We start from the raw sequence: 22,874 nt of genomic DNA, 5'->3' as shown, positions 1-22,874 counted from the left end.
TTGTGTCACTCCAAACCCTCTGTCCTGTGCCCCACACCTCTCTTGCGAGAGGGGCGGACCGACTTGAAATTATCGCAACCGCCCCATGCGACTTGCGTTCCGGTCAAGCGTCAGTTTGGCCGACACATCCCGAAATGTTTACCATGCTTCTGACGCATGGCTCCCGTGCAAATTGGGCAAAGGTAAGGCACTGCTGTCAAGTCAGTTTCGTTTCGTTCGTGCCGTTTTCCCGGAGCGCGTTGGTTTGCATACCAGCGACACGACACTTTGAGACACAGTGAAACGGAACATTAATTCACTGCAAGAGTAATATTTATGAAAGACGAAAAAAGGGGCTGAAAGTCTTGCGTAGCAAGAGATTCAGCCCCTCCTCCATAGCCCAGCTTATTGAGCTGTGGCGCTTGCTTCCGAGCGCGTTGCACCCACGCGCTGTGCCAGAGCAGCAGACATGAAATCGTCCAGCGCTCCATCCAGAACTGCGTCTGGATTACCCTTTTCCACGCCTGTGCGCAGATCCTTCACCAACTGATACGGTGCCAGAACGTATGAGCGAATCTGGTGCCCCCAGCCGATATCGGTCTTGGCCGCCTCGGTCTGCGCCGCCGCCGCCTCGCGCTTCTGAAGCTCTGCTTCATACATGCGGGCCTTCAGCATCTGCATGGCTGTGGCACGGTTGCGATGCTGCGACCGGTCTGTCTGACACGCCACCACAATTCCCGTCGGGATATGGGTGATGCGAATCGCCGAATCGGTCTTGTTGACGTGCTGCCCACCGGCGCCGGAAGCGCGGAAGGTATCGACCTTCAGATCGCTGTCATTGACCTCGATCTCGATCGTGTCATCCACCACCGGATAGACCCAGACAGAGGCAAACGACGTCTGACGACGCGCTGCCGCATCGAAGGGCGAGATGCGCACCAGGCGATGCACACCGGCCTCTGTCTTGAGCCAGCCATAGGCATTGGCACCCGTCACCAGCAGCGTGGCGGATTTGATGCCCGCCTGTTCGCCTTCGCTGGTTTCCATGACCGTCACCTTGTAGCCGCGCTGCTCTGCCCAGCGGGTGTACATGCGCAGCATCATCTCGGCCCAGTCCTGGGCCTCCGTGCCGCCAGCGCCTGCATTGACCTCGATATAGCAGTCATTGCTGTCCGCCTCGCCCGAGAGCAGGCTCTCGATCTGACGGGCATTGGCCTGCTCGGCCAGCTTGCGCAGGGTTGCCACGGCTTCGGCCACGGTGTCCTGATCCTGCTCTTCCTCGGCCAGTTCGACGAGTTCGAGCATATCGACGGTGTCGCGTTCGATCTTCTCGACGCCTTCGATCTGCGTCGCCAGAAGCGTGCGTTCACGCATCAGCTTCTGTGCAGCGTCGGCATCGTTCCAGAGGTCGGGGTCTTCTACGCGGTGATTGAGTTCCGCGAGTCGTGTCTGTGCTGCATCCCAGTCAAAGATGCCTCCTCAGCAGTGCCACCGACTGCTTGATCTGCTCCGATAGGGCCTCGGTTTCGGCCGACATTGTTCATGCTCCCAGAAAAGGTTTGTGCCTCAATAAAGCCCGCCCATGCCGATGTCACCCGGAGGTTGCGCATTGGGGGCCTGAAGTTTCTTGGGGGCGCCCGAATTCTCGCCATTGGGGTCGCTCAGACCCGCCTGACTGGCTGCCCCGGCCATATCGGTTTCCGTATCGTACAGATCGGTCCCTGTATCGGCAGCTGTCAGCGCCTCGGTACCGGCACCGAAGCCGTGCAGAGCGATGCTCATGCCTGGCACCTGATCGGCCTTGAACCCGTCGACCGCCATGAGGCGACCCGTGTCGTAGCGGGCCAGTGTCACGCCTTCGGGCACACGGAATTTGAGTTCGGGCCGCCCTTCGAGCGCGACCTTCATGAAGCGGTTCCAGATCGGACCGGCGATGCGCCCGCCGGTCTCGCTCTTGCCGAGGGATTGCGGTGTGTCGAACCCGACCCAGACGATGGTGACGATATCGGGCGTAAAACCGGCAAACCAGGCATCGCGGAAATCCTGGCTGGTGCCGGTCTTGCCCGCGATCTCGCGCGTGATGCCCTGTCCTGCAATCGTGCCGGTGCCACGCTTGATGACATCCTGCATCATTGCCGTGATCTGATAGGTGCTCGCAGCGCTTGCGACCTGACGCCGGTTGTCCTGCAGATGCGGCACTTCCACGCTGCCTGCCACGGGCTGGGTCACAGCCGGCTGCACAGGCGCAACCGGCGGCGTTGCCGGCGGCACACCGGTATCGGGCGTGGCCGGAAGGGCGGGGGCAATGACAGCTGTCTGGTTGGGTGCCTGCATGGTGGTGCCAAGAGACACGCCCTCGGGTTTCCAGAGCACGGTGCCGTCCCGGTCGAGCACGGCATCGATCAGCGACGGCGTGACAAGCTTGCCGCCATTGGCGATGGTCGCATAGGCCCCTGCTTCACGCAGCACCGTGGTCTCGACCGCGCCGAGCGCTGCTGGCAGCACATGCGGCATCTGGTCGACAAGACCGATGGAGATGGCCATGTCAGCCACGGATTTCATACCCAGATGGGCGGCAAGACGAATGGTAACGAGGTTGCGGCTTTCACGCAGTGCGTCATGCAGCGTGGTCGGGCCCCAGTTATCCTCTTCGTAGTTCTTCGGGTGCCAGTCGCCATAGGAGACAGGGGCATCGTCGAATTTCTCCGACGGCGGAATCCCCTGCTCCATCGCATCAAGATAGACGAAGGGCTTGAAGGATGAACCTGGCTGACGCAGTGCCTGCGTTGCACGGTTGAACTGCGACTCCTTGAATGACCAGCCGCCCACCATGGCCAGAACACGCCCTGTGCGTGCATCGAGACTGACGAGAGCGCCCTCGACTTTTGGCACCTGACGCACCGCGACACGGCCCGGTTCAGCCTGCGGCTCGATCATGATCACATCGCCAGCCGCCAGAGCGCCACCACTACGCATCCAGCCAAGATCCTTCGGCAGGACCTGTCCTTCCTTTGCCTCGCCATGCGAAAGCCAGCCCACACGGCCCTGGGCGGGGTTGAGGACCACAGCCAGGCGCCACTGGTCGATCATGCCAGCAGGAGGCGTGATATCTTTAAGCGCCGTGGCCCAGCCTGCAATGGCACCCGGATCATGCAGCTTCGTGACCGGACCGCGCCAGCGACTATGGCTGCGGTCATAGTCCATGAGGCCCTGCCGCAGGCTGAGCGTTGCCGCATCCTGAAGTTTGCGGTCGAGGCTGGTATGCACCTCAAGCCCGCCCTGCATGGCCCGGTCAGGACCGTAGCGGTCTATGAGCTGGCGACGGACTTCGCTGCCGAACCACTCGGCATTGGGCAGAGGGCCAAAACGCACCGCATCATGCGGGATGAGCGGCTCTTTCTGCCCGGCCTCTGCGGCCTCTCGCGTGATGGCATGAATTTCTGCCATCCGGTCGAGCACCCAGTTGCGGCGTTCGATGGCTCGCTCGGGATGGCGATAGGGATTGTAGTTTGCGGGCGATTTCGGCAGCGCCCCCAGAAAGGCCGCTTCGGCATCGGTCAGCTGGTCGAGCGGCTTGTTGAAATAGGTCTGCGCTGCTGCCGCAACACCATAGGCGCCGTTACCGAGATAGATACCGTTGAGGTAGATCTCGAGAATCTTGTCCTTGCTGAGCGTCTGCTCGATACGCAGGGCGAGGAGTGCCTCTTTCTCCTTGCGCTCGAGGGTACGCGCATTGCTGTTAAGCAGCATGTTGCGCGCCACCTGCTGCGTGATGGTCGAGGCCCCCAGGGCACGCTTGCTGCGATGCGTCAGGTTGGTCAGCTCGGCACGCAGGATCGCCAGTGGATCAAGCCCGGCATGGGTATAGAAATTCTGGTCTTCCGGCGCGATGAAGGCGTTCTTCACGCGCTCGGGAATGGCGTTGATCGGAATATAGATCCGGCGCTCGGCGGCAAGCTCGGCCATGATCCGGTCATCAGACGTATAGATCCGGCTGACCGTGGGCGGCTGATAGGTCTTGAGCGTGTCGACACTCGGCAGGTCGGAAGCGATCTGCTCATACTGATGCCAGACAAAAAGCCCCGACCCGGCCACACCGACCAGCATGACGCCGACCGCAATGGCCAGACCCTGACGCCAGCGACGGAAGCGTGGTCCGCGCGGCGGCCCGTTGCGCCCACCGCCGCGCCGTCCGACCATTGGCGCAGTCGCTGAAGTGCCACCACCGGTCGCAGTGGAAAGCCACAGGGATGAGAACGTGTCGGATGAGAGGGCAGTAGAGGCTCGGATCATGAGAATCGTTTAGCAGCCTTGAGGGAGCACGTCGCCCCCCGCAAACTTGGGACAGGGCAACCATTATGGCACGGTTTCATCAAGGGACACGAGCGTCTCATCGCCTGCCGGGTTCCTTCGGCGCCCCTGCACGGGCAACCTCAAATCTGCCTTTTTGATTTGCACGCACCATGCTGGATCAGGCGGTTCAGAAACGGGGCAGCTCCCCGGTTACTCCATCCACGCCGGGTCAAGGCTCTGCCTCAGGGAGATCCAGCGTCAGGGGGCGCGGCTCGCTCCCCGCGCTACCGGCGTGGGTGTAGGTTTGGGCAAAGTCTGGCCTACAAACGACAATCGCGACCTGTGAAGGCCGCGATTGATCAGACCAGACTGGTGCTAAGTTTCCTGGGCGTCAGGAAGATGCCGCGCCCTGCACACCGACCTGAAGCATATAAAGGGCGCTGCCTGCGCACATCACGATATGGTCGCGCTTTGGCCCCGCAAATGTCAGGTTCGAGCACCCCTGCGGCAGACGGATACGCCCGAGCAGAACGCCTTGCGGGCTAAATACGAACACACCACACAAGCCGAGCGGGCCTGTCACACCGCACCACAGATTGCCGAACACATCGGCCCGGAATCCGTCAGGATTCATCTGGGCGCCATGAAAGCGCATATCTGCAAAGACGCGCCCGTTGGTCAGGCTGTCGCCCTGCACGTCGAACACATGAATAGCCTGGTCGCCGCCCTTCTTCTGACCGGGCCCGGCAGGGGTCGAGGCAATATAGAGCTTCTTGTAGTCGGGCGAGAAAGCGAGACCATTGGGGCAGGTCACGTCTTTTTCCATCAACACGGCCTTGAGCGTGCCATCGGGGGCGAGACGGAACACGTGGTCCTGCTGGCGTCTCACGCCACCAATCTCGCCAATCAGCTCCCTTCCGATCTTCCAGCGGATCTTGCCATCGGGATTGGTCGGACCGCCCGGCTCGTCCGCATGGCCTTCCGAGATGTTGGTCCCGTAACCCGGATCGGTAAACCAGATGCTGCCATCCGGATGCGGCACAACGTCATTGGGTGAATTCAGCCCCTTGCCTTTGAACTTGTCGGCAAGCACCGTCACACTGCCATCATGCTCGAAGCGAACGAGCCGACGGAAAAAATCCTCACAAGTGATCAGACGGCCCTGGAAATCGAAACAATTGCCGTTGGCGGCATAACTGTCCGGACGGAACTCCGTCACCTCGCCCGTTTCCCAGATATAACGCAGCGCCTTCGACTGAACGACGTCGCTGAAAACCAGATAACGCCCTTCGCTGCTCCAGGCGGGGCCTTCCGTCCAGTCACCCTTGTCGTAGATCCGACGGATGGGAGCAGCGAAATAGGTCAGATTGCTGAAAGACGGATCGAGCGCGATCACATCGGGGTCAGGAAAATAGGCCGGTCCCGCAGCAGCACCCCATTGGCGGGGCGGTTGGCTGATCACGTTGGGCGGTGTTGCCGTTGCCTCTGTCGCGGCACGGGCCGGCAGGGCAGCGCAGACAGCGCCGCCCAGAGCCGTTGTCAGAAACCCTCTGCGGGCGAGGGGCATCTTGAGTTCCATCATGTGATCCTGTGAGCGTTACGGTTCCTGCTGTCGCGGCGGGAACGTCTGGCACCGTAATCCGGACGAGATGAGTTTTGTATCAAGTTATTGTCAGCCCGGGATTATGAGCCGGGCCGTCACTTCCATGCCGCATAACGGCCATGTGATGTGTTCATGAAAGTATTCCGACGCATTGACTCGGCGCCATCGGGCGGTGTCACCTTGCGCCATCAGGACCGCCTGCAAGATCAAGGACCCGAAGACTCATGACTGCTGTCAGCCCCCTCGCCGGCAAGACGCTGGATCCCTCCGCCCTCGCCGACATACCGGCACTCATCGGGGCCTATTACAATCGCAAGCCAGACCCGGCGATTGCGGGCCAACGCGTGTCATTCGGCACCTCCGGTCATCGCGGGTCGTCACTGCATACGAGCTTCAACGAGAACCATATCCTCGCCATCTCAGAAGCGATCTGCCGCTATCGCAAGGACAAGGGAATTACGGGGCCGCTTTTCATCGGCATCGACTCCCATGCCCTGTCAGACCCGGCACAGCGTTCGGCCATCGAAGTATTCGCCGCCCATGGCGTCGAAGTGCGTATCGACTGCAACAGCCGCTTCACCCCTACCCCGGTCGTTTCCCATGCCATCCTGACCTACAACAAGGGACGCAGCGAGGGGCTGGCCGATGGCGTGGTGATTACGCCTTCGCACAACCCGCCGGTCGATGGCGGCTTCAAATACAACCCGCCCCATGGTGGTCCGGCTGATACCGACATCACCAAGGTCATTCAGGATCAGGCCAATGCCTTTCTGACTGCCGGTCTCAAGGACGTGCATCGTCTGCCTTACGAAGAGGCCCGCAAGGCCGATTGTGTACGCGGCCATGATTTCATCACGCCTTATGTCGATGATCTGGGCGCGGTCATCGACATGGAGGCCATCCGCAATTCGACCATCCGCATCGGTATCGATCCGCTGGGTGGCGCGGCGCTGGATTACTGGCCTGCCATCATCGCGCGTTACGACCTCAAGGCCACGATCGTCAGCATGGAGCTCGATCCGGCATTCGGGTTCATGACCGCAGACTGGGACGGGCAGATCCGTATGGACTGTTCCTCACCCTATGCCATGGCCCGTCTGATTGGCATGGGCTCGCAATTCGATGTCGCCTTCGCCACCGATACGGATGCCGATCGTCACGGTATCGTCTCGCGCCCCGACGGGCTGATGAACCCAAACCATTATCTCGCCGTCGCAATCTGGTATCTCTTTACCCAGCGCAAGGGCTGGGGAGCGAACGCGAAGATCGGCAAGACGCTGGTCAGCTCGGCGCTGATCGACCGCGTCGCGAAAAAGATCGGCCGCGAAGTGGTTGAAGTCCCTGTCGGATTCAAATGGTTTGTCGACGGGCTGTATGACGGCACGCTCGGTTTCGGTGGCGAAGAGAGCGCGGGCGCATCCTTCCTGCGTCGTGACGGTGGCGTATGGTCGACTGACAAGGATGGTCTGATTCTGGGTCTTCTGGCCGCAGAAATCACCGCCGTAACCGGCAAGACCCCGGCAGAGCACTACCATGCCCTGACCGCCGAACTGGGGGCGCCTTTCTATCAGCGCATCGATGCGGCTGCGAATGCAGAGCAGAAAGCCATTCTGTCGAAGCTCACCCCGGAAAAGCTTTCCATGACGCATCTGGCAGGCGACGCCGTGACGGCAACCCTGACCCGCGCACCGGGCAATGACGCCGCTATTGGCGGCCTGAAGGTCACGACCGATAATGGCTGGTTTGCAGCCCGCCCCTCAGGCACGGAAGATGTCTACAAGATCTATGCAGAAAGCTTCGTCAGCGAGGCCCATCTGAAACAGATCCAGCAGGATGCCCAGACCGCTATCTCGGCCCTGTTCAACGCCTGAAAACATGAAACCCTCTCCTTTTCGGGAGAGGGTTTCAAAAAAACCGGCCCGGACACCATCCCTGTTGTCCGGACGCCCCGCAGGACGGAAAATCCGGCCTTAACGGATTTTACTGCGGTTTGGACGCGGGGCGGGAAAGGGGGATTATTCTCCAGACCAGCCCGTCGCGCATGACAACACCGTGCCAGAGGGCAGCACCGATATGCAGGGCTATGAGGGCGGCAAAACCCCACCCGGCCCAGTGATGGACGAGACGCAGCGGGTCTTCGAAGCGACCATCCGCCGATAATGGCAGAAGCGGCCAGTCAAACAGACCGAACATGCTGAGTGGCAGAGCCAGCGATGAAGCTGATGCCAGCGCCCACCCGCTGAGCGGCGACAGAATCTGCCCGGCATAGAGCAGAGCATGAGTCATCGAGGCGATATGGCGCATCAATACCGTTTCTGAGGCTGGCAGAACAGGCGGCTTATGACGCAGACGCCAGACCACCCGCAGCACCACCAGAACCAGGGTGATCATGCCCAGAGCCCGATGGGTCTGGAACAAGGAAAACGTGACCATGTCATCAAGAGTCACGTGATCCATCGTCAGGCCAAGGCCGATCTGTACTAGAAAAAGAGCGGCAATCAGCCAATGCAGCAGGCTTGCTACACGCGTATAGCGCTGTGTCCCTGTGCTTGTATCAGACCCGGCCATGGCATCCGCTCTCAGGAGTGATCGAGCTGAGCGAAAAGCTGATCAAAGCGGATCTTCGCCGCACCCGGTTGTGAAACGGCCTTGGCTGCGGCCTCATTCACCGGCTTGTCCACCACGACCATCCCGACCATGCCCAGGAAATAATGCGGCAGGCATTTATAACCGTAGAGACCCGGCTTGGAGAACGTCACGCTGAGATCATGCCCCATCTGACCGGCAAACGGGGTGGCCCCATCGGGGATCATGCCGGTAATGGACTGGGCGTTATGCCCCGGATCGCTGGCAATGAAATGCACCGTATCGCCGGGCTGGATATGCACGATGGCGGGTTCGAAGCCCCGGCCACCATTGGCAGCGTGAGACAGCATCTTCACTTCTACCGTCGCAGCCTGAGCGGCGAGAGGCATCATGGCGGCGCAGAGCGCCAGAGCACGTATCATTCTGGACATGGTCTACTCTCCTGACCCGCCAGCACCGTGGCGCTGGCGTGAATCTGCTTCGTCAGAAGCTCAGTTGCGGTGCAGATCGAAGCGATCGAGCGTCATCACCTTGGTCCAGGCCTTGGCGAAATCGGTCACGAACTTGGCCTGTGCATCATCAGACGCATAGACTTCAGCCACGGCCCGCAATTCGGAGCTGGCACCGAAGACCAGATCGACAGACGAGGCCGTCCAGCGCTGCTTGTTCGTCTCGCGATCGAACCCGTCATAGACACCAGGCTGAGAAGCCGACTTCTCCCAACGCGTCGACATGTCGAGCAGGTTGACAAAGAAGTCGTTGCTCAGTGCGCCGGGGCGGGTCGTCAGAACACCCTGCTCTGAATGCGCCGTGTTGATATCCAGCACACGCAGACCACCCAGCAGCACCGTCATTTCAGGCACTGTCAGATCGAGATTACCCGCACGGTCGACCAGCATCTCAGTAGGAGACTTCTCATCCTGCTCCGCACGATAGTAGTTGCGGAAAGCATCGGCGCTCAGCTCCAGCAGGGCAAAGCTCTGCTTGTCGGTCTGCTCCGGCCCGGCATCCACACGACCCGGTGCGAAAGGCAGGTCGAGGCTGACACCAGCCTTCTTCGCGGCCTGTTCGACACCGACATTGCCGGCCAGCACGATCACATCGGCCAGCGAGACCTTGCGACCATGGTGGTTGGCACTGTTGAAGTGCTTCTGCACGGCCTCGAGCTTCGGCAGAACGATTTTCAGATCGGCCGGATCATTGACAGCCCAGTCATTCTCGGGTGCCAGACGGATACGGGCACCATTGGCACCCCCACGATGGTCGGACGTGCGGAACGACGCGGCAGAAGCCCAGGCGGTCTTGATCAGGTCACGCTCGGAGATACCCGAAGAGGCGATGGCTTTCTTCAGCTCGCGGATATCAGCCTGATTGATCGTTGCCCCCTGCGCAGCGGGAAGCGGGTCCTGCCACAGGAAATCGGCAACCGGGACTTCAGGCCCGAAGTAACGCGATTTCGGCCCCAGATCACGATGCGTCAGCTTGAACCAGGCATGGGCAAAAGCATCGGCAAACTGCTCGGGATGAGCCGCCCAGCGTGTGATGATCTCGTGATAGGACGGATCGGTCTTGAGCGCGATATCGGTCGTGAACATCATGAGCGGATGCGCCTTGTTCGGATCGCTGGCGTCCGGCACGATGTTTTCCGCATCCTTGGGCATCCACTGGATGGCACCAGCGGGGCTCTTGGTCTTGACCCACTCATGGCCCAGCAGATTGTCGAGATACTGCGAGGTGAAGTGGATCGGATCAGCCGACCACGCGCCTTCAAGACCGCTGGTGATGGCGTCGGTCGCCTTCAGCTTGCCCTGCACGCAGTGATTGGCCCAGCCGAGGCCCTGCTGCTCGACCGGTGCGGCAGCCGGCGCAACACCGACGCATTTCGTGGCCGAAGCGGCACCATGAGCCTTGCCGAAGGTATGGCCACCAGCGATCAGCGCCACAGTCTCTTCATCATTCATGGCCATACGGCCGAAAGCGAGGCGGATCATCTGGGCAGCCGCTGCCGGGTCAGGCACGCCGTTCGGGCCTTCCGGGTTGACGTAAATCAGGCCCTTGGTGGTGGAGGCCAGAGGCTTGGGGAGATGACCGCCGGGCTCGACGCTGGACTTCTTGATCTGCGAGTCCACGTTCGATGCGCCGAACTGGGTGCCGGGGCCCCAGTAGACTAGCTCTGATTCCCAGTCATCGGCACGACCACCGGCAAAACCGAGTGTCTTGAAGCCCATGGATTCGAGGGCGACGTTACCCGTCAGCACCATCAGATCGCCCCAGGACAGGTCACGACCATATTTCTTCTTTACCGGCCAGAGCAGACGACGCGCCTTGTCCAGGCTTGCATTGTCGGGCCAGCTGTTCAGCTGCTCGAAGCGCTGCTCGCCACCTTCCTCACCGCCGCGACCATCCATGGCGCGATAGGTGCCAGCGGCATGCCAGGCCATACGCACGAAGAACGGCGCATAGGTGCCGTAGTCTGCAGGCCACCAGGGCTGCGACTGGGTAAGTGTTTTGCGGATATCAGCCTTGACCGCATTCAGATCCAGCTTCTGGAAAGCACGCGGATAATCGAAATCGCCGCCATAGGGGTTCGATTCTGCTGCATGCAGACGCAGCGGTGCCAGGCTGAGGCGGGTCGGCCAATAGAACTCATGGGGCTTCTCGATGCCGTCTGCACGGGCTGAAGAAGGCAGCGTGGTCAATGTGGTGGAAGCGATCAGCGCTGCCATCCCGAACTTCAGAAGCTTCATTTCATTACTCCCTGAGTATTCTCTATGATCCTCCTGATTTTGAGGATCATTATTGTGGTTCCCGGTTTATTTTCAGTATTGTTATTTATCAAACCGATTGTAATTATATCTCTTATAGGAAAAACCCCACTTCACAGCGGCGTCCTACCACCCCGGCTGACCGATCAGCCGGGAGAAAACAGCGGCTGGCGTGTCCCGGCGCAGCATGGCGCCCATTTCGGCCCCGAGCGCCGACGCCTCTTCCGGCAGACCGGCAATCTCTCGCCGCACCACGACGCTGCCATCTTCGGCAGCGATCAGCCCGTGCAGCACCAGACGCCCGTTCTCGAGCCTGGCAAAGCCGCCGATGGGCGTGCGGCATGACCCGTCCAGCGCCTCGAGCAAGGCGCGCTCTGCCGTTGCAGCCAGACGGGTTGCCGGATCTTCGATTGCCGTCATGAGCTTGCGCAGCCCGGTGTCGCGGCGGCGCAGGGTGATACCGATAATGCCCTGCCCGCAGGCGGGGAGCATGTCATCAGGCTCGAAAACCACATCAGCCCGCGCGGCCATGCCCAGACGGTTCAGCCCGGCAAGAGCCAGCAACGTGGCATCGCATGCCCCCTCTTCCAGCTTACGCAGCCGCGTCTGCACATTGCCTCTTATGAGGCAGAATCGCAGATCGGGTCTTCTGGCGAGAATCTGCGCCTGACGTCTGACAGAGGCACATCCGATAACGGCTCCTTTCGGCAGGCAATCCAGCGGGTCCTGACCAGGCTGCACGGCATTGCGATCGCGCAGCACAAGAGCATCACGCGGGTCTTCACGCCTGAGCGTGCAGTCCAGCACCAGATCATCGGGCAAAAAGGTTTCCAGATCCTTGAGGCTGTGAACGGCAAAATCGATCTCGCCAGCACGCAGGGCTTCGTGGATCTCTTTCGAGAAAAGCCCCTTCCCTCCGATTTCGGCCAGTCGCCTGACCTGATCACGGTCGCCTTTCGTCGAGATTCGGCACTCCTGCAGGGAGCCGAATATTTCCAGAAGCGGAAAAGTCTCGCCCAGCTGCGCCATGAAGCTGCGTGCCTGAACAAGCGCCAGAGGCGATGCGCGGGTGCCTACCCGAAGATCACGCCCGAAGACCGGATGCGGCAGTGGCCGAGACGACAGGGTCGCGGCGAAATTCAGATCGGTCATCAGGGAGGAGGCGGGCAGGATCGTCATGCGCCCAGCCTTACTGCCCCGGTAATTCAAGGTGTAATTGTTTGTCCTACGATCAGTAACAGGAATTACCTGTCAATACCGCGCCTGTCCGCCACCGGACACGGGCTGCTACCTCCTTCTGTGCCGGTTCCTGCCTCGTGTCTTCTTCGCAACAAGTTATGCCAAATTGACAGATCTGCAGGCATGGAAAGGGCTAATACCTTTTATTAATAATGATTCTCATTATCATTATTAATAAAATAAGTGAAAGGCCCCTCTTCAATGCCCCCCTGTCCTGCTGTTCTGTCACGAGGCCGGAATATCCCGATAGCCGGCACCCTGCTGCTCGCCCTGGTGAGTGGCGCTCTCTGTCTTCCCGATACGGCGCAGGCCGAAGAAGAGAACAGGAAAACGGCTTCCACCTCGCAGCAAGGCAGTAAAAAGGAAGCGCCACGCAATAATGACAGTGGAAACCCGACCGAGACGATCGTGGTTGTTGGCGACAAGCTCGACCACCTGAAGAACACGAACAGCGCCGTAACGGTCCTGCGTCATCTCGACGCAAGCGAATACCGGTCGCTTTATGACGTGGTCAATCGCGTGCCCAACATGATCGGCAATGCTGCCGACATCCCGACAATACGTGGCGTGACGGGCTCTGGCGCGGCAGGTGGTATTTTCAGCCTGATGTCAGGCAGTCGCCCCAGAACGGCGACCATTATCGATGGCCTGCCCGAAACCTATTCAGGCCAGCGTTATGTCGATGCCGGAACCTGGGATATGGATCAGGTGAGCGTGCTGCGCGGCCCTCAGGCCACGACACAGGGCCGAAACGCCATAGGAGGCGCCATCACGCTGAATTCCAAAGCACCGACGCAGTACTGGCAGGCTGGCGTCAGGGGCGGTTATGAAAGCGCAGGCAGCAAAGGTGTTTTTGCCGGGCTGCTATCCGGCCCGATCATCAAGGATGAGCTGGCTTTTCGCCTCACGACAGACGGCGTGCGCGGCGACAGCTACATCCGCTATCCGGGAAGCGGTTGGCCGTTCAATCCGCATGAAGTGAGCCAGACCTCGATACGCGGCAAGCTGCTCTGGACACCGAAGATCCTGCCTGCTCTCAAGGTCACGCTCATGGGCTGGCACCGCGAACAGCACGGCGAATATCTCTACACCGCTACGGGACCCGACCTGTTTCGCTATCGCTTCGATAATGCGGATATGAACACGCGCATCTCGGATTCGAGCATCGATCAGGCAAGCCTGCGCGCCAGTTACCGGATCTCTCCTTCCCTGACCAATGAACTGACCTATGGCCATGTCTGGTATGACGCGCTGTTCCATCAGGGTAACGCTATCGGCAGCGCCAACAGCCTTGGCCATCTGGCCTTGCGCGAGCAGAACAATACGGTCGAGGACAGGCTCGTTCTTGCCCCGGCGCAGAGTCGTTTCAATGGTGTCGCCGGGTTCTATTATTTCAACCGCGACCAGAATATCCGATCGGATATGGGCGTGAATGGCCCTGACGCCGAACGCACCTATGCAGGCTATGTCGACGGCACACTTCATCTTGTCGGCGGGCTGAGCCTGATTGCGGGCGCGCGCGTCGAACGAGAAGAACAGGCACGCAATGTTGCCCTCTCATGGGGCAAGGTCGCGCTCAATGCCGGCACGACCATGTTCCTGCCAAAAGGTGGGTTGAGCTACAGCTTCACCCCGGTAACGAGCGCAAGTTTTACCGTACGACGCGGCTATAACCCGGGCGGCGGGGCCATCGACTGGGATAACGGCACCTATTATCAGTACGGGAAGGAAACGGTGACGACCTATGAGCTTGGCGGCCATACCGAACTGCTGGACCGCAAGCTGAGCCTGAACACCAATCTGTTTTACAATGACTATCACGATTATCAGGATCTGCTGAACTATACCTTCGTCAATATCCCGCATGGGCGCAGTCTGGGCCTCGAGCTCGAGGCGATTTACCATGCCACGAAAACCCTCGAGTTTTTCGGCGGACTTGGCCTTCTGGACACCAAGATTCTTGATGCCCCTGCAGCCTATCGTTCAGTCGAAGGTAAGAAATTCAGCAATGCCCCCTCGGCAACACTCAATATCGGTGTCGAAAAAAGCTTCAGAAATGGCCTGTTCATGGGGGCGAATTTCAACCGCGTCGGCAGCTATACCTCGCAGGTGGAAAGCGGCACGGGGCTGGTAGCGGGAGACTACAATGTGCTCAATGCCCATATAGGCTATCGCACACGCCATTATACGATACGGTTCTACAGCAAGAACCTGACCAACGAGAACATCCTGTTCAGTGGCCGCACCAACTGGGCTGGCCTTCAGGCCCAGATCGGCCAGCCGCGCGCCTTCGGCTTTACAATCGACGGACGGCTCTGACCCGTCGCTGACACCGCTCGCCCTGATCCTGCCCGCCCTGGCATGACAGGGCGGGGTTGGTCATGACTCGGCCAGTGCGCCACTCAACCCGGTATGGCGATTGCTTCTTGCGCGATTGCGCAGGGCTTTTTCGAGATGCACCAGATGGTCCTGCGTGATGCGTATGGCCTCTTCCCTATCCCCGCGCTCCATGGCCGAAATCAACTCGCCATGATCGTTGCAGGAATGCTGGGCGTCTTCTTCGGATTGATACAGGGCAGAAATCAGCACGGTGCGCGCCGTCAGATTTTCCAGAATATCGGCCAGAACCGAATTCCCCAGCACATTGGCCATATGCACATGAAAATGGCCGAGCAGATAGGAGCGCCTCGCCAGATCCTGTCCGGCAATAGCCCCTTGCTGGGCCTCGTGATGCGCCCGCAACCGCGCTATGGCTTCTGGCGAGACGAGGGCGTGATCCATGATCAGCCCTGTCTCGACCGCACGTCTGGCCTCGATGATTTCACGCGCCTCAGCCACGGTCGGCTCGATGACGAACCAGCCGCGACGCGGTGAGACATCGACCAGCCCTCGGCTACTGAGGCGTATCATCGCCTCGCGCACCAGCGTGCGCGACACCCCGAAGATCTCGCCGACCTCTTTCTCGCCAAAGCGCTCGCCTGGGGCGATTCGGCCTGAAAGCACGGCGTGAATGATACGCTCCTCGATCACGAGGCCGCTGGCACGTTCCGGGTCGAGTTTCTGATGCTGCATGAGTGTTTTATGCGCTGGGGAAAGACCCAAGGCAAGCGGGTTACATCGTATCGGACCAGCAACAGTCAGACGCAGTTTTCACAAATTTTTCATTTCGTTGTGGAACTGTTCCAGTTTGTATTCTAGTTAGTATACAAGTCTTGCCCATACGGGAAATACCGATGTCGGAGCCGCCCATGTCCCCCATGAAGAGCCATCGCCCCTCGCGCATGATGTCCTGTCGGACAATTCTGCTCGTTTCCACCATTGTGGCGTCGCCGTTTCTTCTGGCTGGTGTTACGGCACAGGCCGCCCCTGCATCCACGCACACAAAGACCGCGACACATGGCAAGGCCCGCTCTCATGCGCCGCTCAATGGCGGCAGCGAAACGGTTCAGGTTGCCGCCCGTCGCGGCGTAACCAGCGCCGGCCAGCACAACGCCCATTCCGAAACCATCCTGTCGCGTCAGGAGTTGCAGAATCGCAACGTTCGGCAGTTGACCGATATCGTGCGCGTCGCCCCCAACCTGACCATTCAGCCGAGCTTTGGCAGCGCCGCTCTCAATTTTGCCCTGCGCGGCGTCGGGCTGATGGATTTTACCCAGAACAACACACCGTCGGTCATGCCTTATGTCGATGGTGTCGCCTATCCGGTCAGCATCATGACCACCGGCATGCTGTTCGATATGGATGATATCTCGGTCGCTCCCGGTGCCTCGGGCTTTACCCATGGTCAGTCAACCACGGGCGGCGAGATCAATTTTCACACGGGCGATCCGACACAGACATTCCACGCAGGCCTGACCGAGGATATCGCGAGCTACGGCCGCAATCGTGTCGAAGGTTTCGTCTCCGGCCCACTCTCACGCAGCGTCTCCTATCGTATTGCAGGGCAATCGCTCACGGGAGGCGGTTTCCAGCATAACGGCCAGGGCGTCGGTTATGGCAACAGCAATATCGGCGCATTGCGTGGCAAGCTGCGCTGGCAGATCGACGAGACCTCACGCCTTGATATTGGCGGCCACTGGACGACCGACCAGTCTGAATCGTCATCAGGGCATAATCTCTACAATGCCTATGGCGTGCCGGTCACGAACGACATCTATCAGACCGCCTGGGGCCTGGACCCGCGCTTTGCCAAAATTATCGGCATCAATGCCAATAACCCGAAGCCGCGTGAGGACAATCTCTTCTGGGGCGCGAATATCCGCTATACTAAAGACTTCAGCTGGGCGCGTCTGTGGACGCAAAGCGCCTATGAAATGGTCGATGAACACGAACTGACCAACCAGACCAACTCGGTTCTGTCTTACGGCAACATGTTCCGCAATAACCAGACCAATGTGTTCTCTCAGGAGATCAAGCTGGAATCACGCGACCCGAAGGCGCGCTTCCACTGGGAAACGGGGATGTATTACAGCCGCGCCCGCATGGCCCAGAGCTTCTGGTATGACAGCTCCGACCGGCCCGGCACCACGCCGCTGAACGAAACCTCGTATCGTCAGAACCAGCAGAATTTCAACCAGTATGTGCAGCTCAGCTACCGCATCCTGCCCAAGCTCACGCTGATCGGGGCCATCAATCACGAATCAGACGATCGACAGATGCTCAACCTGACGAGCACCAACGTTAATCTCAACACGGGCCTCGCCACAGCACAGACCAATTTCGGCAGCGCCGGTGCCCTGACCAACCAGTTTGGCGGGCGTGTTGGCCTGCAATATCAGGTAACCCCCAATATCATGGGCTATGCCATCTTCTCGAAAGGCTTCAAGCCCGGCGGTTTCTCAGCCAATATCACGCAAAACGCCAACCAGCTTCGCCCCTTCAAGCCTGAATCCGTGCTGACCTATGAGGGTGGTTTCAAGTCGATGCTGTTCGACCGTCGCCTGCGCTTCAACGCGGCCGGTTTCTATTATGACTATCGCGACCAGCAGCTTCTGGGCAGCATTCTGGTGCCCCCCTATGGCGTGCTCGGTGGCTATGTAAACGCCCCTCGCTCCTATATCTACGGCGCTGAATTCGACATTGAGGCGCATCCGTTTCATGGCCTGACGCTCACGCAGAATTTCGGCTACCAGAACGGTGTCTACACCCAGTTCCAGAGCCTGAACCGCAGCGCCACGACCGCCCAATTTGCCTCCACGGGTGTCTGGTCGCCCGTTTATACGAATTACAACGGCTATAATATGGGGCTGGCCAATCTCACCCTGTCCGGGGCCGCGGTCTATACCTGGCCCATGTTCCGCGATTATCGCATGACCTTCGATGTCGACTATAATTATCGCGGTGCCCAGACACAGCCCCAGCATATTGGCGATGGCGGCATCTATCGCGCCCCTGCCTATTTCCTGGTCAACTCCTTCCTGACCTTCGCCGCACCCAAGCAACACTGGTCGCTGACCGTCTATGGCCAGAACCTTGCCGACCGCCGCTACTGGCTGTCCGGCGGGACACAGGCCACCTTCTACGGCGTCATTCCCGGCCTGCCCCGTTTTGTTGGCGCAAAAATCAACGTAACCTATTGATCGCACGACACGACCGCCCTTATGGCGGGGTCTGATCCGGCCCCGCCTTTCTGACTGGAGAGCCGATTTGAGCGCCCATGACCTGAAGAAATCCGCCCGCTATCGCCCCGGCATTTTCATTCAGGTCATCATCGCCACCATAGGCGGGATTCTGATCGGGCTTTTTGCCCCTCATCTTGCCCATCAATGCCGCTGGCTGACCGATCTTTTTCTTCGCCTCATCCTCATGATCGTGGGGCCGCTTCTGTTCTGCATTGTCGTGAGCGGCATTACCGGCGCAGGGTCGCTCGGTGCGGTGGGCAAGCTGGGTAGCCGGGCCCTGATCTATTTCGAGGCCATGACCACGCTGGTTCTGCTGCTCTCGGTCGGGGCCGCGCTGCTGCTCCATCCAGGACGCGGCATGAGCTATACGCCCAGCCCCGAAGATGCGCGGGCGGTGGCGAGTTATGCCGCCAATGCGCATGCCCTGCATGGCCAGGGTGTCACGGGCTTCATTCTCAACCTTATTCCCCGTTCGCCTGTCGCCGCCTTTGCCGAAGGCAATATTCTCCAGATCCTGTTCTTTGCCGTTCTTCTGGGCTGCTGCCTGTCGCGACTGGGCGAGGCTGGCGCGCCTATCACGAAGCTGATCGAAAGTTTTTCCTCCCTGTTCTCGCGCATGATGCGCGTCATCATCGCCACGGCCCCGCTTGGCGTTTTCGGAGCGGTCTCGACCACGGTGGCGGAATACGGGCTGGATGCCATCGACCATTTGGCCCTGTTCGTCATTCTCTATTTCGGCGCCATCGCTGTTTTCATCATCGTGATTCTTGGCGGGCTGCTTCAGCTTAGCGGCGTCAACCCGCTGCGCTTTGCGCGCTATTTTCGAGAAGAGATCCTGATCGTCACGGCCACGACCAGTTCCGACTCCGTCCTGCCAAGCATCATGACCAAACTCGAGGCGATGGGCATTTCGCGTCAGGTCGTGGGACTGGTCGTGCCTGCGGGCTATTCGCTCAACCTCGATGCGCTCTCGATCTATCTCGGATTTGCCGTCGTCTTTCTTGCTGAAGTAACGCACACGCCACTCACCCTCACACAGATCCTCTCGATGCTGGCCACGGCGCTCATCACTTCGAAAGGGGCGCATGGCGTGCCGGGCATTGCCATCGTCGTACTGGCCGCCACCATGGCCGCTGCTCCCTCCATTCCGCTTTCAAGCCTTGTTCTTTTGATTGCCGTCGACTGGTTCAGCGGTATTGCACGCGCCGTCGGCAATCTGGCGGGGAATTGCGTTGCGCCTGTTGTTCTTGCAGCATGGCAGGGCGCACTCGACCGCGAACGGGCACGGAAGATGCTCGGCTCTCAATAACCGCTGAAAACGGATTTTCCATGAACGACGCTATACGCTATCCGGCCGCTCTGCTTGCCGAAGCCTGCCAGTCCAGGCTCGTTGCCGCAGATGCCTTGCCTGAAGACGCCGCCGAAACCGTGCGGGCCCTGATGCATGCGTCATGCCTCGGGACAGACAGCCACGGCGTGAGGCTGATCGGCTATTATGTCGACATGCTCAACAATGGCGGTGTGAACAAGCGCCCGCTGCGCCGCTTCGAACAGACAGCCCCGGCGACTGGGCGACTCGATGCCGATTATGGCCTTGCCCATGCCTCTTCCTATCGTGCCATGAACGAGGCCGTCGCTCTGGCCCGCCATGCCGGAATCGGTGCCGTGACCGTGCATCATTCCACCCATTACGGCGCAGGGGGCGCCTATGCGCTGGCAGCTGCCGAACAGGGTTTCGTCTCGCTCGTGCTCAGCAATTCAGACCCCGCCGTGTCTCTGGCAGGGGGGCGTGCGCCCTTTCATGGTACCAACCCCATTGCCATGGGCGCACCGGTGCGCAACCGCCAGCCATGGCTGCTCGACATGGCCACGTCATCCATCCCCTTCAACCGCGTAAAGCTGTATCGCAGCCTTGGCCTGCCCCTTCCGCCGGAAGTGGCTCTGAACGAGGAAGGCCACCCGACACTCGACGCCATGCAGGCACGGTTTCTGCAACCGCTTGGCGGCATGGCCTATGGCCATAAAGGGGCAGCGCTTGCGGGTATGGTGACGATTCTTTCTGCCATTCTGGCCGGAGCTGACCCTGACCCCGTCATGATCTCGACTGCCGAGGCGCAAAAAGGCCTGAAGCCACAAAATGTCGGTCACATCATGGTGGCCTTCGACCCGGCCCGCTTCATCGGCCAGGAGGCTTTTGAAGCGGAAATGGAGCGCTATCTCGATGTGCTTCGCAATTCTCCCCCGGCTGAAGCCGATGTGCCTGTCTGTGCACCCGGTGACAAGGAGTGGGAAGAAGCGAGCAGACGCGCGGAACTCGGTATTCCTGTCGATCCGGACACGGCGCAGTTTCTCGGCCTCTAGCCGCACCGCAACCGGCTCGCCCCCTGGCGAGCCGGACAAGGGGCAGAAAGCCATCTGCCTGACTGTGTCCGAAACGGACCTTCAAAGGACCGTAACTTCAGCACCGCCGGCCCAAAAAAGACCCGGATAGAGTTAATTCCTGTGATTCTAAACCACGCAATATTATTTTTTCTGTAAAAACGTTAATTGCTTAATTCGTTTGTATTATCTGTTTGCATAATCCTTTTTCCTTCGCACAATCTCCCGAATATAAATAATCAAAAAGAGAGAACCGGACGATGGCCCAAAAAGGTGTAATCCAGACCGACGATACCATCACCGTCACTGACGCTTACGATACTGTCTATGTGCAGGCGAGCTTTCTGCAGGCAGGTGGCACGCTCAATGTTGAAAATGCTTCTCACGTCCTGATCATCAACGATCTCGGGGCAAGCCCGGCCTATCTCACAGCTGGCCAGATCAACATTCAGGGCAATGCCTATGTCGAAAGCCAGGTCATCATGGCCAGCAACAGCGTCTCGGTGAATTTCTCGGGTGATTACAGCATTCTCCAATATGCGGCGGGTCAGTTCACCTCTGGCCTGACTGCTTACCCGACTGTTTCAGGCTTCAATGAGACATCGAAAATCATGATGTCGGATTTTCCGACTGGCACCTATCGCATCGGGCTTACCGGCGCGTCGGGCGGTAGCGCGGCAACCCGGCTGGAGTTCTATTCAAATGTCTCCCCCGGCGCATCCCTTTCGATTCCTTTTGGCACAACGATCACCTCCAATTATGCTACCGCCCCTCATGGGGAACCAAACGGCACGGCCTCTTTTGCGGTGACACAGTGCTTTCTGGCGGGCAGTCTGATCGAGACGGTTCTGGGCAGCGTCGCTGTCGAAGATCTGCGTATCGGTAGCCAGGTGCGCGTGTTCGGCGATCAGCAGGACACGTCTCGCATGGTGATCTGGACCGGCCGCAGAACCATTCTCTCTGCCGAAGAGGGCTATCCGGTACGGATCAAAAAAGACGCCTTTGCGCCGAATGAACCATCTGCCGATCTTCTGATCACGGGTGAGCATTGCCTGTGCATCGACAACGCCTTCGTGCCTGTACGCATGCTGGTGAACGGACAGTCGATTGTGCTCGATACACAGACACCGTCCTATGAGGTGTTTCATATCGAACTCGCCCGACATTCCATCATTAGGGCCAACAACCTTCTCTGCGAAAGCTATCTGGATACGGGCACTAAAGAGAATTTCACGAGCATTTCCGGATCAGACACCCTCGTGACCCTGCATATTCCGCAGGAGAAAACCTGGGGCAATGACAGCGCCCTCCCCCTGCGCACAGAGAGAGCGTTCGTTGAACCGGTTTATCGTGGTCTCTGCGACCGCGCGCAGGCTCTTGGTATAGCCGCCGAAATGCCTGTTGTCGCAGCGACAGGAGAAGCCGATATCCATCTGGTCACCGACAAGGGCGAAAAAATCTTCTCGGACCGGATCAGCGACACGCATCACATCTTCATTCTGCCGCCCGAAATATCCTTCGTCGATCTCGTCACGCGCACCGGCAAGCCTTCGGAAATGATCGGTCCGTTTGTCGATGATCGCCGCGCACTGGGCGTTCTGGTCGGCAAAGTGACGCATTTCTGCGCTACGGAAACCCACCAGTTGCGGGCGCATCTGACACAGGAGATGGCTTCTGGCTGGCATACGATTGAAAATGACCTGACACGCTGGACGGCCGGATCAGCCCGGATCGCGCTCGACGACGCCGATACCTCGGACAGCTCGACGCTCAGCATCGAGATCGTATCGACCAGTCTTTACCCGGCTGAATCGGACATGACTGCAGCAGACTGCCGCGCAGCAGCCTGACCTGTGCGCCCTGCCGGTAATGTTACCGGCAGGGCAAGCCTGCCCGCGGCTCAGAACCGCAATCCGGTCGGACAATGCTGCGAAAAAGAGGAAATGACCTCCGCTCGCAGCATCTATCAACGCAAACCGGCCTGACGCCGCTATTTCACGCCCGGAAGGGCACAGCGCAATACTCCGCCTTCAGGCCGAAGCGCGCTTTCCAGACCAATAATCGACACCGGTGCAGGACCCGATCTGAAAACAGGGGCTGTCATTCCCCGTGCCCCCCTGCTCATGCGCTTTTTGCCAAGGTTTACCCGCCTCCTGTAAAGCAGGGGCAGCAATCATGGCATCTCTATCGTATCGCATCGTCATAGTAACGCCTCCCGGATCTGATGAGAGAAATTCTCCTATCACCGAGAGGATACCGTCATTATTTGTATATGAGATATTTTTATACAGCATATTCAATTTATAAATTGTTCTATCCCAAAAAATATATTGAACTTGATCAAATTCCATATCCGACAACCTAGTTACATAATGTTTCTTTTTTGTTTGTTGATCAAAGCACTTGCAT

Annotated in this window: 15 protein-coding genes; 6 read left to right on the top strand and 9 right to left on the bottom strand. The window is 59.2% G+C overall.

The features are described 5' to 3' along the window. Nucleotides 1-384 precede the first annotated feature (384 nt). The 3 genes from prfB to IEV53_RS03795 all read right to left on the bottom strand — a co-directional run bounded on the left by prfB (nucleotide 385) and on the right by IEV53_RS03795 (nucleotide 5,851). Nucleotides 385-1,516, bottom strand: a protein-coding gene (gene prfB / locus IEV53_RS03805) for a peptide chain release factor 2 (protein ID WP_188425487.1) whose coding sequence is annotated in 2 segments (ribosomal slippage) — nucleotides 385-1,446 and nucleotides 1,448-1,516 — 1,131 coding nt in all. Because the reading frame shifts where the segments join, the coding sequence is not laid out codon by codon here. Nucleotides 1,517-1,545: 29 nt separating this feature from the next. Next, nucleotides 1,546-4,179, bottom strand: a complete 2,634-nt coding sequence (locus IEV53_RS03800) for a penicillin-binding protein 1A (RefSeq protein ID WP_229719671.1) — start codon at nucleotides 4,177-4,179, stop codon at nucleotides 1,546-1,548. A 484-nt stretch (nucleotides 4,180-4,663) separates the two neighbouring features. Then, nucleotides 4,664-5,851: an SMP-30/gluconolactonase/LRE family protein gene (locus IEV53_RS03795; protein WP_371869839.1), complete on the bottom strand. Its 1,188-nt coding sequence runs from the start codon at nucleotides 5,849-5,851 to the stop codon at nucleotides 4,664-4,666. Nucleotides 5,852-6,099: 248 nt separating this feature from the next. Here IEV53_RS03795 and pgm point away from each other — a divergent pair, with 248 nt between their 5' ends. Further along, nucleotides 6,100-7,746, top strand: a complete 1,647-nt coding sequence (pgm, locus tag IEV53_RS03790) for a phosphoglucomutase (alpha-D-glucose-1,6-bisphosphate-dependent) (protein WP_188425485.1) — start codon at nucleotides 6,100-6,102, stop codon at nucleotides 7,744-7,746. A 109-nt stretch (nucleotides 7,747-7,855) separates the two neighbouring features. Here pgm and IEV53_RS03785 read toward each other — a convergent pair whose 3' ends face one another. The 4 genes from IEV53_RS03785 to hemC form a co-directional block, all read right to left on the bottom strand. Further along, on the bottom strand, nucleotides 7,856-8,443 hold the full coding sequence (locus IEV53_RS03785; RefSeq protein WP_188425484.1) for a cytochrome b: 588 nt from the start codon (nucleotides 8,441-8,443) through the stop codon (nucleotides 7,856-7,858). Between the two features lie 11 nt (nucleotides 8,444-8,454). After that, nucleotides 8,455-8,892 carry a pseudoazurin gene (locus tag IEV53_RS03780; protein WP_188425483.1) on the bottom strand — a complete coding sequence of 146 codons (438 nt, stop codon included), beginning with the start codon at nucleotides 8,890-8,892 and terminating at the stop codon, nucleotides 8,455-8,457. A gap of 60 nt (nucleotides 8,893-8,952) precedes the next feature. Continuing rightward, complete coding sequence (gene katG / locus IEV53_RS03775) at nucleotides 8,953-11,208, bottom strand: catalase/peroxidase HPI (protein ID WP_188425482.1); 2,256 nt, start codon at nucleotides 11,206-11,208, stop codon at nucleotides 8,953-8,955. Nucleotides 11,209-11,352: 144 nt separating this feature from the next. After that, nucleotides 11,353-12,405 (bottom strand): hydroxymethylbilane synthase, encoded by a 1,053-nt coding sequence (hemC, locus tag IEV53_RS03770; RefSeq protein WP_188425481.1) that lies wholly within the window; start codon nucleotides 12,403-12,405, stop codon nucleotides 11,353-11,355. Nucleotides 12,406-12,666: 261 nt separating this feature from the next. Here hemC and IEV53_RS03765 point away from each other — a divergent pair, with 261 nt between their 5' ends. Continuing rightward, the gene (locus tag IEV53_RS03765; protein ID WP_188425480.1) at nucleotides 12,667-14,784 is read left to right on the top strand and encodes a TonB-dependent receptor; all 2,118 of its coding nucleotides are present in this window, start codon (nucleotides 12,667-12,669) and stop codon (nucleotides 14,782-14,784) included. Nucleotides 14,785-14,844: 60 nt separating this feature from the next. Here the strand turns inward: IEV53_RS03765 and IEV53_RS03760 are convergent, their stop codons facing one another. Further along, nucleotides 14,845-15,537 (bottom strand): GntR family transcriptional regulator, encoded by a 693-nt coding sequence (locus IEV53_RS03760; RefSeq protein ID WP_188425479.1) that lies wholly within the window; start codon nucleotides 15,535-15,537, stop codon nucleotides 14,845-14,847. 176 nt (nucleotides 15,538-15,713) lie between these two features. On the opposite strand from IEV53_RS03760, the gene IEV53_RS03755 reads away from it, so the two are divergent. From IEV53_RS03755 to IEV53_RS03740, 4 genes are all read left to right on the top strand, one after another. Then, complete coding sequence (locus IEV53_RS03755) at nucleotides 15,714-18,044, top strand: TonB-dependent receptor (RefSeq protein ID WP_229719538.1); 2,331 nt, start codon at nucleotides 15,714-15,716, stop codon at nucleotides 18,042-18,044. Between the two features lie 67 nt (nucleotides 18,045-18,111). After that, nucleotides 18,112-19,395 carry a cation:dicarboxylate symporter family transporter gene (locus IEV53_RS03750; RefSeq protein ID WP_188425478.1) on the top strand — a complete coding sequence of 428 codons (1,284 nt, stop codon included), beginning with the start codon at nucleotides 18,112-18,114 and terminating at the stop codon, nucleotides 19,393-19,395. 20 nt (nucleotides 19,396-19,415) lie between these two features. Beyond that, a complete protein-coding gene (locus IEV53_RS03745) occupies nucleotides 19,416-20,447 on the top strand; it encodes an Ldh family oxidoreductase (protein WP_188425477.1) in 1,032 nt (343 codons plus the stop codon). A gap of 278 nt (nucleotides 20,448-20,725) precedes the next feature. Continuing rightward, the gene (locus IEV53_RS03740; protein WP_188425476.1) at nucleotides 20,726-22,315 is read left to right on the top strand and encodes a Hint domain-containing protein; all 1,590 of its coding nucleotides are present in this window, start codon (nucleotides 20,726-20,728) and stop codon (nucleotides 22,313-22,315) included. Between the two features lie 180 nt (nucleotides 22,316-22,495). Here the strand turns inward: IEV53_RS03740 and IEV53_RS03735 are convergent, their stop codons facing one another. Further along, complete coding sequence (locus tag IEV53_RS03735) at nucleotides 22,496-22,816, bottom strand: hypothetical protein (RefSeq protein ID WP_188425475.1); 321 nt, start codon at nucleotides 22,814-22,816, stop codon at nucleotides 22,496-22,498. Nucleotides 22,817-22,874 lie beyond the last annotated feature (58 nt).

The organism is Asaia siamensis, from assembly GCF_014635085.1.
Classification (GTDB): domain Bacteria; phylum Pseudomonadota; class Alphaproteobacteria; order Acetobacterales; family Acetobacteraceae; genus Asaia; species Asaia siamensis.
The sequence above is the reverse complement of the archived record's forward strand: the minus strand, read 5'-3'. Positions and strand labels throughout refer to the sequence as shown.